The organism is Methylocaldum szegediense, assembly GCF_949769195.1.
Classification (GTDB): Bacteria; Pseudomonadota; Gammaproteobacteria; order Methylococcales; family Methylococcaceae; genus Methylocaldum; species Methylocaldum szegediense.
The window spans coordinates 4,630,659-4,643,726 of sequence record NZ_OX458333.1; the positions used below are offsets into that span (position 1 = coordinate 4,630,659).

General features: G+C 55.3%; 13 protein-coding genes and 1 pseudogene. 9 read left to right on the forward strand and 5 right to left on the reverse strand.

Annotated features, from left to right (window positions below; genetic code table 11):
• Positions 1 to 28: 28 nt before the first annotated feature.
• Positions 29 to 1,111 carry a hypothetical protein gene (locus QEN43_RS20390; RefSeq protein ID WP_026610069.1) on the reverse strand — a complete coding sequence of 361 codons (1,083 nt, stop codon included), beginning with the start codon at positions 1,109 to 1,111 and terminating at the stop codon, positions 29 to 31.
• Positions 1,104 to 2,354 (reverse strand): hypothetical protein, encoded by a 1,251-nt coding sequence (locus tag QEN43_RS20395; protein WP_051331582.1) that lies wholly within the window; start codon positions 2,352 to 2,354, stop codon positions 1,104 to 1,106. Before QEN43_RS20395 ends, QEN43_RS20390 begins: the two co-directional genes overlap by 8 nt.
• Positions 2,355 to 2,517: 163 nt before the next feature.
• On the opposite strand from QEN43_RS20395, the gene QEN43_RS20400 reads away from it, so the two are divergent.
• A complete protein-coding gene (locus tag QEN43_RS20400; RefSeq protein ID WP_235726566.1) occupies positions 2,518 to 2,658 on the forward strand; it encodes a DUF2897 family protein in 141 nt (46 codons plus the stop codon).
• A gap of 116 nt (positions 2,659 to 2,774) precedes the next feature.
• Here QEN43_RS20400 and QEN43_RS20405 read toward each other — a convergent pair whose 3' ends face one another.
• Positions 2,775 to 3,194: a secondary thiamine-phosphate synthase enzyme YjbQ gene (locus QEN43_RS20405; protein WP_026610070.1), complete on the reverse strand. Its 420-nt coding sequence runs from the start codon at positions 3,192 to 3,194 to the stop codon at positions 2,775 to 2,777.
• A gap of 482 nt (positions 3,195 to 3,676) precedes the next feature.
• Between QEN43_RS20405 and QEN43_RS20410 the strand changes: the two genes are divergently transcribed.
• From QEN43_RS20410 to QEN43_RS20430, 5 genes are all read left to right on the forward strand, one after another.
• Positions 3,677 to 4,507 (forward strand): hypothetical protein, encoded by an 831-nt coding sequence (locus tag QEN43_RS20410; RefSeq protein WP_026610071.1) that lies wholly within the window; start codon positions 3,677 to 3,679, stop codon positions 4,505 to 4,507.
• A gap of 104 nt (positions 4,508 to 4,611) precedes the next feature.
• A complete protein-coding gene (locus QEN43_RS20415) occupies positions 4,612 to 4,971 on the forward strand; it encodes a hypothetical protein (protein ID WP_317963552.1) in 360 nt (119 codons plus the stop codon).
• Complete coding sequence (locus QEN43_RS20420) at positions 4,968 to 5,684, forward strand: C39 family peptidase (RefSeq protein ID WP_084161836.1); 717 nt, start codon at positions 4,968 to 4,970, stop codon at positions 5,682 to 5,684. Before QEN43_RS20415 ends, QEN43_RS20420 begins: the two co-directional genes overlap by 4 nt.
• 18 nt (positions 5,685 to 5,702) lie before the next feature.
• Positions 5,703 to 6,200 carry a hypothetical protein gene (locus QEN43_RS20425; protein WP_026610074.1) on the forward strand — a complete coding sequence of 166 codons (498 nt, stop codon included), beginning with the start codon at positions 5,703 to 5,705 and terminating at the stop codon, positions 6,198 to 6,200.
• A 109-nt stretch (positions 6,201 to 6,309) separates the two neighbouring features.
• On the forward strand, positions 6,310 to 7,734 hold the full coding sequence (locus tag QEN43_RS20430) for a sigma-54-dependent transcriptional regulator (RefSeq protein ID WP_051331584.1): 1,425 nt from the start codon (positions 6,310 to 6,312) through the stop codon (positions 7,732 to 7,734).
• A 142-nt stretch (positions 7,735 to 7,876) separates the two neighbouring features.
• On the opposite strand, the gene QEN43_RS20435 is transcribed toward QEN43_RS20430, so the two are convergent.
• A complete protein-coding gene (locus QEN43_RS20435; protein WP_317963553.1) occupies positions 7,877 to 8,842 on the reverse strand; it encodes an IS481 family transposase in 966 nt (321 codons plus the stop codon).
• 531 nt (positions 8,843 to 9,373) lie between these two features.
• Between QEN43_RS20435 and QEN43_RS21880 the strand changes: the two are divergent.
• The 3 genes and pseudogenes from QEN43_RS21880 to QEN43_RS20445 form a co-directional block, all read left to right on the forward strand.
• Positions 9,374 to 9,670 (forward strand): annotated as a pseudogene (locus QEN43_RS21880) (AMIN domain-containing protein); the annotation flags it as partial.
• A 144-nt stretch (positions 9,671 to 9,814) separates the two neighbouring features.
• Entirely contained in the window at positions 9,815 to 11,044 is a 1,230-nt protein-coding gene (locus QEN43_RS20440; protein WP_036268677.1) for a transporter, read from the forward strand.
• Positions 11,045 to 11,218: 174 nt separating this feature from the next.
• The gene (locus QEN43_RS20445) at positions 11,219 to 11,527 is read left to right on the forward strand and encodes a hypothetical protein (RefSeq protein WP_084161838.1); all 309 of its coding nucleotides are present in this window, start codon (positions 11,219 to 11,221) and stop codon (positions 11,525 to 11,527) included.
• Between the two features lie 142 nt (positions 11,528 to 11,669).
• Here QEN43_RS20445 and amt read toward each other — a convergent pair whose 3' ends face one another.
• Positions 11,670 to 13,055, reverse strand: a complete 1,386-nt coding sequence (gene amt, locus QEN43_RS20450) for an ammonium transporter (protein WP_396662040.1) — start codon at positions 13,053 to 13,055, stop codon at positions 11,670 to 11,672.
• Positions 13,056 to 13,068 lie beyond the last annotated feature (13 nt).

A 13,068-nucleotide genomic window follows, 5' to 3' on the forward strand; every position in this document is an offset into this window, starting at 1 on the left:
CCCTGTTGAGAGCGTGCACCGGACAGGTCTATTCGTTGCCGGGGTTTTTCACGACGCCGGGGTCCTGCGGATTCAGCGATTTCGGGTTTTCACCCAGAGGGAACCGGCGCTTAGCGTTGATGATCCAGCCTTTGGCCTTGGCGACTTTGACGTCGCGTATTTCATCCTCCAGGAGCAAACGCTGACGTTCCAAGACGAGGAGTTCGATTTCCCGCTTGAGGTGGTTTTCTATGTCGTCGAAAGCTTTGGCTCGGCGCGTTTTCTCGCTGAGCTCGGCTTCGAGCTCCATCTGTTTCAACTGGCTTTCATGGCGAATCCGCGCCTCGCGAAGGCGCAGCTCGGCGTCGTAACGCTCGGCCGTCCGGGTTTCTTCCGCAGTGATCTCGGCGCGATCGTGCTCGGCCTCTTGATTCCGCAGTGCCTCGCGCAATTCGGCTTCGCGTCGCATCAACTCGAGCATCCGCTCCTCGTGTTCCAGCCGAAGCTTGCGTTCGGTGGTTTCGCGGTCGTATTGCTCTCTCGCCAGGCTTTCGCTCAGTTGACGGCGGCGTCGGATCAGTTCGAGATAGATGCCGTTGTGTTTGGAGTCGATGGTGTCCGCATGCTTTTCGATATTTTCGAGATCGGCGAACTCAGTTCGTATCGTGCATCGCGCACGGCATTGAATGTTGTGCGTCACTAGTAGTTCGTTGACGGCGTTCTCGATACGGCGCTCCATGCGAGCAGGATCATCGTCGAGTTGGTTCCGCTCCAGCCGTCTCAGCTCCGTTTCAGCCGCGTCCTGCACCAGCGTCCGATAGTTAGCTTTGATATAGGCGCCGAGGTTTTCGATGTGCTCAAAGTTTTCACAGGCATACTTCACGGTCGGTTGAAACCGGATCGCCAGTTCCGCCTCGATGGTGCAAAGAGCACCGAGTTTTAACGGTTCTAAGGTGATTTGCCAATCCTCGATCTTCAGTTCATATACGCGGTGGTAGAAACGCCGGACGAAGCGTTTGGGACGGGGAAACACGCGGCGATAAGGGCCGAGAACCGACACGACGACGCGGCGCTCGCCTTCGAAACCCGCTTCCCAATACGAGTCGGGGTCGGGGGGACTGTTCTCAAACATAACCTTTCCTCGCTAGCAACTCGGTGAGCTCACTCTCGTTGGCCGGCGTCTTTGGAGATTCGGTAGCGTAATCGGACTTGAGGCGCTCGGCGATGATCGGGTAGAGATTCGGCGCGAATTCCACCGATTTATCGCCGACCTTCCGAAGATAACCGCGGTTCAATAGAAAGGCTACTGAAAACATCCGCGACCAGTCGGAATAGCGGCGCGCGCGTTCCAGTTCGGTTTTCTCGATGCTGAACTCCAATTCGTCATTCGCATTGATGGTAAATTCGCTGAACTGCCGTATGCCGTAGTAGGCCAGATCCTTCTCCTCCTCGGTGAGCGGGCCAGGGGCGGTGGTTTCCAGACGATAGGACAGGAACAGGATGAAGAAATCCACCATGCCCGCCAATGCCAGGGTAAACCAGGATATGTTCTTCCACATCGCGAAGGACGGCGTAAGGCCGAGGGAAAATTCGGCGTAGGAGCCGAACCGGGGCGCTTCGACAGGTGGGGCACCATAGGCCGATGCTAGGATTTCCGCTTCGCCCTGCAGATTCTGAACGCTCCGGACCAACCGTTCGTAAACTTCGGAATTGTTTACACGAAGCGAGAATTCCCGGAGGGCCTCCCGAACCTCGGACAAGCGTTTCTCGAGGCCCGAAGCGGCATTCTCCAGCTTTTGCAGTTTGTTTTGTTCGTCTTGCAGAATCTCGTTGTAATAGTTCCAGACCTTGCCCTTACCGATCTGGCCTTGCATCCCGGGATGGGTGCCGAGATAAGCCCGATTGGCATCCTCCGCGGCGTGCTCGACACGTTTTTGCTGTGCGGCCGTAAGCTGGCTTTTGAGTGCGACCACGCTCTCGATGTAGCGGTTCGCGTCACGGACCATGTTGGTCTGTCGTTCGAGCTGAATGACATCGCGCTGAGAAAATTCGTAGAACCTGAAATAGGCGAACGATATCGATACCGTCAAGGCTACGAGCAGGGACAGCACCACGCTGAGATAGCGCACGAGATTGGCGCGCCAGTGCATGCTGGCCAATTCAAGGGTGCAAATCACGATCATCGATTGCACGGCGATCGTCATGATCAGCGCGATCCATTGGGGAATGAAATAGCTAAGGCCGTGCCAAGTGTTGTAACCCTCGGCAACGCTCAGCGCGAGGACGATGGGGATCGACAACACCCGCAGCAGGCCGACGAAAGTGCTCTGAATGGCGTTCAGCAATTGACCGATGTGCCAGGTGGTTGTCGTCATGGGTTGTTATTATCGACGTTGCGGCTTTGCCGCTCCGATTTTATCGAGCGCCGACCGTTGAGCAATTGTCCCGGTTTTGGCGTCGAAGCGGTAAGGGTAGTCGGGGCACTCGAGTTTCCGGCTTATCCTAGTGTCTGATTCATGCGTTTGTGAAGATATTGTTATGGGCATGTTCTGGATTGGGATAGTGCTGGTGGTCGGCATTATTCTCGGTAATCTCATGATTTTGCTGCGGACCGCGAAAAAGCCCAAAATCCCCGATTCGGTGAAGTCAAAGCCTTATAAGGATGATGAGGATTGGTGACTACTCTCAGGATGGGCAAAGGCCGACAGGCCTGCCCATCTCTCCGGTCTCGGTGGACACAGGCCGTGCTCAGTTCGCACGATTCATAAGTCTCGCTCCCGCTCTTACGGGGTGCGTCACTCGCCGATGATTTTCACCAAAACCCGCTTTCTGCGGCGGCCGTCGAACTCGCCGTAAAAAATTTGTTCCCAGGGGCCGAAGTCGAGTTTTCCATCCGTGATCGCCACGACGACTTCGCGGCCCATGACCTGCCTTTTCAAATGAGCGTCGCCGTTGTCTTCGCCGGTACGGTTGTGGAGGTATCGGCTGATCGGTTCGTGGGGCGCGAGATTTTCGAGCCAGCTCTCGAAATCCCGGTGCAGCCCGGATTCATCGTCATTGATGAAGACCGAGGCGGTGATGTGCATGGCATTGACCAAAACAAGCCCCTCCCGTACCCCGCTTTCCCGGAGACACGCCTGTACCTGCGGCGTGATGTTGATAAAGGCGATCCGGCTCGGGGTCTCGAACCAAAGTTCCTTACGATAGCTCTTCATATCTCAGGTTCTCCTGTCGTCAGCGTAGTTTTAAAAGACAAATCGACGCGCGGCCGTAACGGCGAATAGTGCGATAGATCGGAGTGCTTCTCAAGCGGGGACTCTCCATTGCGAAGAAAAATGGTGGCAGACAGGCTGGTGTCAGAAAATTTTACATTTTGAAGGCAGGGTGATGTCGCCATCGCTTCTGCGCTAAACACATTAGGGATCAACAAGATACGGTAGGTCACTTAAGTCTTGAACCAGGGCTGGCCGCTCACGCTATCTCGGAAAATCGGGGTTTCTGGCGGTGCCGCCAAAAGCCTCCCGTTGCATCGCATTTACAGAAACGAACGCCGTGCAATTTCGAAAAAATTCGAAAAAACAATGACATGATGGTTTGGTACAAAAATTGTTGGATATATGGCGGCGTTTGGGAGAACGCTCCGGGTTAGAGCTGGAGTTCAACCCGGCAACCAATCTTGACCATAAGGAGACATGCGATGATGAACTTTGAAAAAACCTTGTTGGCGGCTGGTATCAGCCTGGCGTTAGGTTTCTCGACGGGGGCATGGGCTGAGGTCGTAATCGACCCCGATGACGACAGCTTCAATGTAGGGGTGGACGCGAGCAGCGAAGCAGAGGCGGAGGCCGATAGCTCTGCCGCTGCGAATAACGGGGGCATAGCCAATGCCGGCGAGGCCGAGGCTGAAGAGGAAGCCGCCGCAGCTGCAGCCAACAGGAGCCAGGCATATGCCGGCGAGGCGGAGGCTGAGGAGGAAAACTCCGCTGCCGCGACCACCTGGGGCACGGCCTATGCCGGCGAAGCCGAGGCTGAGGAAGAGGGTTCCGCTGCCGCGAACAACGGTGGCTACGCCTTTGCCGACAGCAGCGAGAATAGCAGTGCTTCGGCCCGGGGTGGGGATGCCTTCAGCGCCATTAACGGCGGCGAGATCGAGTACAGCTCTGCTTCCGCCTTTGGCGGCGATGCTCTGAATGCTCAGAACGGCAGCGAAATCGATCAGGCGGTGGAAAACGAAAATAGTGACGGAAGCGTGGCCGTTCGCGAGGGCAACGTCAATTACAGCAGCTTCGAGTCCGAGCTAGAGAACGAGCTCGCAGGTAATGTGGTAACTATTGCCCCTGTCAATACCAACACCGAAGAGTTTGGCGACGCGAATCTGACGCTGTCCAACAACGTCATCGGCTCAGCTAACGGAAGCGCCGGTATCATTCAACTGCAGCAGAACCTGGCCGGCATTTCCTCGGTGAACCAAAACGTCAATGTCTTGGGTACTGTGGTGGTTGCGAACGCTCCCACGGTTGCTCCTTGAAATTGACGAGTTGATGGAATAGGCAATTGGAGTACCGGTGGGTGTTTCGGCACCCACCGGTCCAGTCCGAGGTAAAGCTCAACAGGGAAATTGAGGTGGAAAGGATGAAAAAAGGATTGGTCGGAAGCCTATATTTTCTCGTCAGTTGTTTTTGGTCGGTTGGCCATGCAGTCGGTTTCGACGACGAAGTGGAATTTGGCGCAGGCGGGTATGCGGCGGTCGAAAGTGCCAGCTTGGCCGAGGAGCGTGCCCGTGAAGGCGTGGATGATTTGGCGTTCGCCCGCGGCGCTTTCAAGGCGACGATGCACGGCAACACGTCATATACCAGCGACATCACGACATACAACAGCATCGACGGCAGCTCGTTCACCGATGCCAGTGGAATCATATCGGTGATTCAGAACACCGGAAACAATGTCATCATCCAGAATCTCACGGACGTCAACGTCACCATCAATCCATGAACGGACGCAGCGGTCTTTTTCGGCTGACTTCTTTGTTCGCTGTGTGTCTTGCAGGCGCGGCGCCGTGCAGTCATGCTGGCGCCGTGCAGTTTTCCGACGGCGTGGTGGGGCCCGGATTTTTTGACATCAAGGTAACGAGTTTCGCCGAAAGACGGTTCAAGACGATCCTCAAGCAGCAGTACGATTTCAGTTGCGGTTCGGCCGCGCTGGCGAGCTTACTGTCGTTTCATTACGAGGATATGGTCGGCGAATTGGACGTTTTCGCCGATATGTGGGAGCACGGTGATCAGCAGAAAATAAAACAGCAAGGATTTTCGTTGTTGGACATGAAGCGATACCTCGAGCGCCGAGGGTACAAGGCTGACGGCTATAAGATCGGCCTGAAGGAGCTGATTCAAGCGAAGGTGCCGGCAATTACGATCATCAATAACAAGGGATACATGCATTTCGTCATCGTAAAAGGTGCGAATGACAATGAGGTGCTGGTCGGAGATCCGGCTTTGGGTTTGAAGAGGATGGATCGTCAGACATTCACCGAATTATGGGAAAACCGAATTCTTTTCATTATCCGAAATAAAAAGAATATTGCCGGAAAGTACTTCAATAACGCTGAAGAATGGAGTTTGAGTCCGAAAGCTCCGCTGGGCGTAGCGGTCGATAACGGTAGTCTAGCCTCCTTCAATTTGTTGCAACCAGGACGATATGACTTTTAAAAACAAGGAGTAATATTCATGATGTTGGCCAAGAATGTTCAAGGATCGAAGAGGTTCAGAAGCAATCCGATGGTTTTGACGGTCATCGTTCTTCTCTTGACCTCTCACGCAGCAAGCCTCTGCGCCGCGGCTGGCCAAGGAAGCATAGACTCGTTTTCCGGCTGGGCAGCAGCTGCCGATACCGAGTTGGATGAATTGCGCGGCGGATTTACGTTGGACAACGGAATGGTCGTTGATTTATCCTTCGCCACGTCGGTGTTCGTCAATGGACAAGAGCGGTTTTCCGACCGGTTCGTTTTGCCCAACGATTTTTCCATAGACCAGCTGCGCGGAGCGGTCGTCAGCAACGGGCCCAATAATTACGTGATGTCGGATGCCGCCATGAATAATATGACAGTTATTCAGAATACTCTGGATAACCAACTCATAACCATGATGAGATCCATTGATATAACGATTTCGAATATAAAGAATATGACCGGATTCGGGGAGCCGGGCTTCGGATTTGCTCCCTAAGGATATTTGAAAAACATGATTTGCTTGCGAGGAGACTTTAGCGCGTAGAAGTTTTTCGATAACTGGGACTATAGTCCTGTCTTGTACTCTCAAAGGGAAGGGAACGCAGATGGAACTAACAGCTGGGATTTCTAGGATAGAAAGGATTTTTCCGGCCAGTCAGGCCAGAGGAGATGTCAGGGATCTGATTCTGCTCCAGCCAGGGTGGGCCGATGCGCTCGGACTGGCGAAGGGACTTGCGGAAAAGGGCTGGAGAGCCCACATCTCGATGGATACTCAGGAAGCCATACGATGCCTCCGATCGAACCATTTCTATGTCGGCATTGCGTTGCTGGATGCAAACTTCAGCGAGGAAATGCAAAGCCAGCTTTCGGAGGTCATCAGTGAAAGCGGCTTCACGGAATGGATCGCGATCGTCGATCCTGGAAGCCTGACCTCCATAGAACATGCGGCTTTCTTGAGTACTTTCTTTTTCGACTTCCATACCACTCCCGTTGATATCCGTAGACTGACGTATTCGCTCGGGCACGCTTACGGCGCGGCCAAACTCAACGAGGCCAGTCGCGGCGAATTTCGTCTGTCGGTCAACCAGCGGTTCGGGTTGATCGGCTCGAGCAAGGCGATGTCTCAGGTCTATGACAGTATTCAGAAAATCAGCCGAAGCGACGAGCCAGTCATCATCACGGGCGAAACCGGAACGGGGAAGGAGCTGATTGCACGCGCGATCCATGGTTTGTCGTCCAGGGCGGAAAAACCGTTCATCCCTGTGAGCTGTGGAGCGATTCCCGAAACTCTGGTGCAGAGCGAGTTTTTTGGACACAACAAAGGGGCATTTACCGGCGCCGTCGAAGAGAGGATAGGGCATTTTGAAGCCGCGGAGGGCGGTACGGTATACCTGGACGAAATCGAAAATCTCTCCCCACTCGGACAGGTATCGCTGCTGAGATTTTTGCAGGAGAAAGAGCTGACGCCGCTGGGCTCAAAAAAACCGCGCACGGTAGACGTAAGAATCATCGCTTCCGCCGGTCCCAATCTCACCGAGGCGGTGGCAGCAGGCGTTATTCGCGAAGACTTGTTCTACCGGCTCAATGTCTTGCATATCGACGTTCCGCCGCTAAGAGAGCGCGACACCGACGCGGCCGAGATCGCGGAGTATTTCGTCGATCGCTTTAACCAGGGGAAGCGACGGAACGCGAAGCGCCTTTCAAAGAAAGCGATTTCGGCCATTCTCGAATATTCGTGGCCGGGTAACGTGCGCGAATTGATGGGCTGTGTGAATCGCGCCGCCGTTCTTTCGACCGGACGCCTGATTACGGAAGGCGATCTCGGACTATCGCGCCCGGTGAGATTCAGCGGGAGAACGCTGAGGGAGGTAAAGGCTCAGGCGGTCGAACAAGCGGTGATGTCCGCACTGGCGGAGTCCAAGAGCATCACCAGCGCGGCACGCCGCCTCGGCGTTTCCCGAGTGACCCTATATCGTTTGATGGAAAAGCATTCCATCACGGTTCCGGGAGCCGAGCATGCCGCCGGATAAGTCGTCTCCGGTGTCTGGGGCGTTACTGAGCGATTTTCGAAAGGTACTGGATGGGGCAGGCAAGCGAGATCCTCCAATCGCACATATGCCTGTCCCGAGTCCGGACGATGGGCCGCCCAAAGGGTGGCGGGTTGTACGCGGGCTATCTGTCAAGTCCCGCAAGATCGTAAACCTTCTTTCGAAAAAGATGAGGATGGGACAGTTGCCAGTTTTTGAGAGCCTGGATCGGGGTGAGATGGCGTAAGGCCTTTTGGGGAATGTGATGATTGTACAGCTCGACATAGCGGTGCAGGGTGGTGTCCAGATCGGCGGTTGAATCGAAGTGATGGGTTTGCAACACCTCCTCGATGCGGCCATTGAAGCGTTCCACCAGGCCATTCGTTTGGGGCCGGCCCGGCGGAATCAGGCGATGTTCGATGCCTTGTTCAGTACAGAGGCGGTCAAACTCATGCGTCCCCGAGGGCTGCCGAGTTCGGGTCAGGAAACGGTCGGTAAACTCCGAGCCGTTGTCGGTCAGGCATTTCTGGATGCGGAAAGGCGCGGCCTGAATCACCGCTTTGAGGAAGTCCTTTGCGCTTAAGGCGGAGCGGTTGGGCTTGAGGGCGACATAGACCCAGCGGGTGGCGCGGTCGATGGCGACGAACAGGTATCGGCGGGGTTCGCCGTCGATGGCGGGCAAGTACTTAACATCCAGGTGAAGGAAGCCGGGCTCATAGGCCTTGAAGGGTTTGACCTTCGCCTTCTCTGTAGGCGGAAGCAGGGTCTTGAGGGACGCCACCCCGTGGCGGCGCAGGCAGCGGTCTAGCCCGGAACGGGACACGGCGGGATTGAGAAATTCCCGGGTCACGGCCAGGAGATCATCCAAGGGGAGGAGCAGAGCTTGGCGGAGGTAGACCACGATGGCTTCCTGGGCGGGCGTGAGCGTGGTTCTGAGGGTGTGGGGCCGGTGTGAGGCATCTTCGACCGAGGAGCGGTGTTTCCACTTGCGGACGGTCGTTCGGCTAATGCCATGCTTTTGGGCCAAGGCGCGCTCGCTCAACGTGGACGCTTGAATGGCCTGCCGAACGGCCGGGGTGGTACGGGCGTTCTTATGAAGACGAATCGGCATGGAGAGAAACCTCACTTGGACGAACCGAATATCTCCTGGAGAAGGCTCCGGGCTTCGAACAGAGCATAACTCCTTCTCGGTAAATAATCACACGAGACGCGACAGCTATCGTTCGAAAACCGTAAAAAATGGTAAGGGGAGTATAGAAATCAAAGCTCCGGAACGGTATGGCAATGCCAATAAGCTAGGTTGGTTTGGAAGAATTAAATAATTCTGAATCGATAAAGTATCGCGAGTTAATTGAAATTATATTTCGGGTTGTTTTACCCGATAATCTTTATTTTGTGCCTCAAGGATAAATTTAAAATTTTAGCCCTTGGGGGATTTTTATTTATGCTATGCCTAAAACTTCCCATTGCTTGTTTTTAATTGGAAAAAAACAAGCATCGTAAGGCATCAATAGTTTTTAAATACCCTTTCTGAATTCGCTTGCAAAACTGATAAAAATAAAGTACGGTTTGTTACGTCACAAGAATAAGACATGGACCCAGGGAGGGTACGTCGTTGTGCTTGCGAGTCATTTGCCCTATTTTGGGTGTATTTCTAGGATCGGTTTGCTTCGCGGCCGAGATTACCGATCTAAAATACGGAGAGTCGGCGGACGCCTTTAGGCTCGAGATTTCGGCTTCGGACCATATCTCCGTGCAAGCCTCGGTCTTGGATGGACCAAACCGCTTGGTCATTAAATTTCCCGGCAGTCGAATCAGCGGAACGCTTCCCCAACCGCCCCGGGACCATCCGTTGTTTTCTCAGGTGAAGAGCGAATCGCAAGGCGACAACGGTTCGTTGATTGTCGACCTAAAACAACCCTCAACATTCACCCAGTCTTGGGAGCCGGTCTCTTATGGCAACTCGCCCACGCTCCGAGTCGATTTCCCCAAGTTTCCGCTAGCGGAGCGCGCCGGCCGAGCGCCGGGCGGCAAGAGCGCGGGCAAAGCGAGAGCCGTTCTTGTATCTTCGGGGAAATCGGTCGTGAACCAAAAGGCCGACGCCAGCGAGATCGAGCGGTTGCGTCGCGCCTTGGCCGAGCAGCAACGGACCTTGGACCTTCAGCGGAAGGCATTTGAGGAGCAGCAGCGTAAACTTCAGGCGCTACAAAAACAGCTCGACCGTCTAGCCGGTGGTACGCCCGTTGAAAAGACTGCTGTGGATCAGAATGCACCGAAGGAAAAGCCGGCTAAGGTGCGGACAGCAGATTCCGTCAAGGTCGCCGACAATCAACAGCGTTCTGCGCCCAAGGGGCCGGTCGGACAGGCTCCGGAACCGGTGGAGAAGCCGAAGCCGCCAGAATTGCCCAGGATTTCCGAGACCGTGGGTGGCGTGTTGACGCCGAAACGCCATCTGACTCTTGAGCCGTCCCTAGAATACGATTACGCGAGCAACAATCGGGTCTTTCTGGACGCGTTCACGTTCGTCCCAGCCATCGCGATCGGATTGATTGACCTTAGGCAAATCCACCGGCATACGTTCATCAGCGCGATCACCGGACGCTACGGCGTCACCGATCGCCTCGAAATCAGCGCCCGTGTTCCTTTCCTTTATAGAGAGGACACCCAACGCTCGAGAGCGGTCTCGATCGGCGCCGGAGTCGACGAGACTTTCAATGCCGATGGTTCCGGTTTGGGCGACATCGAGTTTACGGCGCGCTATCAGTTAAACAGCGGCGCTGGCGGTTGGCCGATTTTCGTGGCCAATCTCGCGACTACCCTTCCGACCGGAAAAAGTCCCTACGACGTCAAATATGTGTTGGCACAAGGCGTGCCGGGCGCGCGCTTCCCGACCGAACTTCCGACCGGCTCCGGTTACTTTAGCGTGCAACCGAGTATTACAGCTCTCTATCCGACCGATCCGGCCGTGTTTTACGCAAACCTGAATTACGGTTTTAACGCTGAGACTGACGAGAATGTCGGAACGGTCGACCCGGGTGATTCGATAGGGGCGAGTTTCGGGTTGGGATTCAGCATCAACGAGCGCTCGTCCTTCAGTATCGGGTATTCGCACAAGCATGTATTCGATACCGAAGTGGACGGACGAAACGTTCCCGGATCCAGCTTGGATATCGGCGAGTTTCTCTTGGGGTATTCCTTCAAACTCACGCGAGACACCAGCCTGAATCTCTCGGTGAGTCTCGGGGCTACCGAAGACGCACAGGACGTCAAGGTAATCCTGCGAGTGCCGATGTCCTTTACACCTTTCGACTGATGGACACTTCGAAACTCGCTTAGGCAGCTATAAACGATGGGGCACCCAAACCTCGTACTAAGCACCTCGCCTTTTTCGAACCACCCCGATTTTCAGCGGATCGTCGGCAGAAGATTGCCGATTGGCCGCTTGATCTTTATAGAATGGTTCAGCGGTTAGTATCCGTGTGCTCTGATGAAAAAGATCGAACCTTATGTCGGAATCCATAACGACCGTTACGGCGGTATGACGGACATAGGCCGCATCATTCGGGATGCCTGGGCGTTCGGTTTGATTCCGGAATCCGAAACCTGTGCCGGCTGGTACCTGGCGCGCATCGAGGAGCTATGGGAAAAAGTTCAGGAAATCTGGGACCACTATGGTTGTTCGGTGCAGAACTTTCCCGAGGAGCTTCGTCGGCGATATCTGCGCACCCAGGACGAGGCTATCGCTCGGGCGAAAGCTTTGGGCTGGGACCCGGATCGCGAACTGGAAGACGAATAGTGGGAAAGGAGCCAATCGGGTGAGGCCACTTTGAGTGCGCCAGGTCCGCGAGCCGGAGTTTGTCGCCTGGAACGGCTATACAGGCTGAAAAAATAGGGCGTCCGAAGACGCCCTTTTACAGACAGACAAGGAAGGCGGTCAATCAAAGATGGTAGGCGGTTTCGCCATGTTCGGTCGTATCGAGCCCCTGGCGTTCGACCTCTTCGGCAACCCGTAGCCCGATCAGCAGGTCGACGATCTTGTAGGCTATGAAGGAAACCACCCCGGACCAGATGATGACGGTTCCTACCCCCCAGGCCTGGCTGATGAGTTGAGCTGTCATATCGTATTCGGCGAGCGCATCGGCGACGTAATCGTACACCCCGGCTCCACCCAGCGCGGGAGAAGCAAATATGCCAGTACCCAGGGCACCGATGATGCCACCGATGCCGTGTACGCCGAACACGTCGAGCGAGTCGTCGTAGCCCAGGATGTTTTTCAGGCTGGTGACTGCCCAGAAGCAGACTGCTCCGGCCAGCAGGCCGAGAACGATGCTGCCCATGGGGCCGACGAACCCGCAGGCCGGGGTGATGGCCACGAGCCCGGCGATCGCCCCTGAAGCGGCTCCTAACATGCTGGGTTTGCCTTTGAACACCCACTCGGTCGCCATCCAGCCGAGGGTTGCCGCTGCGGTCGCGAGCAAGGTGTTGACGACCACCAAGGCGGTAACGCCGTTGGCTTCCAAGTTGGAACCGGCATTGAAACCGAACCAGCCCACCCAGAGCAGGGATGCACCAATCATGGTCATCGTGACGCTATGAGGTGCAATGAATTCCTTCTTGTAGCCGACGCGTTTGCCGATCATAAGGCAGCCGATCAGCCCGGCGATACCGGCGTTGATGTGCACCACGGTGCCGCCAGCAAAATCTAGCGCGCCTTTCTGGAAGAGAAAACCAGCCGTTGCATCGGCGGCTTCGGCTGCCGCGGCATCCGTATACGCGTCAGGGCCAGCCCAATACCAGACCATATGAGCCATAGGCAGGTAAGCGAAGGTAAACCACAGCACCATGAACAACAGCACCGCGGAGAACTTCACGCGCTCGGCGAAGGAGCCGACGATCAGGGCGGGGGTGATACCCGCGAACGTGGCCTGGAATGCGATATAGGCATATTCCGGAATGTAAACGCCTTTGGTGAACGTTCCGGCGAGCGATTCCGGCGTGACCCCTTTCAGGAACGCCTTACTGAATCCGCCGAAGAAGGCGTTTCCTTCGGTGAATGCGATGCTGTAGCCGTATATCGCCCATAGCAACGCCATCAGCGAAAAAATCACAAACACTTGCATGAGTACGGACAAGGTGTTCTTGGCGCGCACCATGCCACTATAGAACAACGCCAATCCGGGAATCGTCATCAAGATGACCAGGATGGTCGCGACCGTTATCCATGCGACGTCACCTTTGTCGGGGGTTGCGGCTTCCTCTGCCGACGCAAGCCCCGCGAAGCACAGCGACATGAATAGGAACAGGGCGATCAGGATTCGTTTCATGTTGTTTTTTCTC

Excerpts from the sequence above, each read along its gene's own strand:
- QEN43_RS20390 (WP_026610069.1), bottom strand. The coding sequence starts at position 1,111 with ATGTTTGAGAACAGTCCCCCCGACCCCGACTCGTATTGGGAAGCGGGT.
- QEN43_RS20395 (WP_051331582.1), bottom strand. The coding sequence starts at position 2,354 with ATGACGACAACCACCTGGCACATCGGTCAATTGCTGAACGCCATTCAG.
- QEN43_RS20400 (WP_235726566.1), top strand. The coding sequence starts at position 2,518 with ATGGGCATGTTCTGGATTGGGATAGTGCTGGTGGTCGGCATTATTCTC.
- QEN43_RS20405 (WP_026610070.1), bottom strand. The coding sequence starts at position 3,194 with ATGAAGAGCTATCGTAAGGAACTTTGGTTCGAGACCCCGAGCCGGATC.
- QEN43_RS20410 (WP_026610071.1), top strand. The coding sequence starts at position 3,677 with ATGATGAACTTTGAAAAAACCTTGTTGGCGGCTGGTATCAGCCTGGCG.
- QEN43_RS20415 (WP_317963552.1), top strand. The coding sequence starts at position 4,612 with ATGAAAAAAGGATTGGTCGGAAGCCTATATTTTCTCGTCAGTTGTTTT.
- QEN43_RS20420 (WP_084161836.1), top strand. The coding sequence starts at position 4,968 with ATGAACGGACGCAGCGGTCTTTTTCGGCTGACTTCTTTGTTCGCTGTG.
- QEN43_RS20425 (WP_026610074.1), top strand. The coding sequence starts at position 5,703 with ATGATGTTGGCCAAGAATGTTCAAGGATCGAAGAGGTTCAGAAGCAAT.
- QEN43_RS20430 (WP_051331584.1), top strand. The coding sequence starts at position 6,310 with ATGGAACTAACAGCTGGGATTTCTAGGATAGAAAGGATTTTTCCGGCC.
- QEN43_RS20435 (WP_317963553.1), bottom strand. The coding sequence starts at position 8,842 with ATGCCGATTCGTCTTCATAAGAACGCCCGTACCACCCCGGCCGTTCGG.
- QEN43_RS20445 (WP_084161838.1), top strand. The coding sequence starts at position 11,219 with ATGAAAAAGATCGAACCTTATGTCGGAATCCATAACGACCGTTACGGC.
- amt (WP_396662040.1), bottom strand. The coding sequence starts at position 13,055 with ATGAAACGAATCCTGATCGCCCTGTTCCTATTCATGTCGCTGTGCTTC.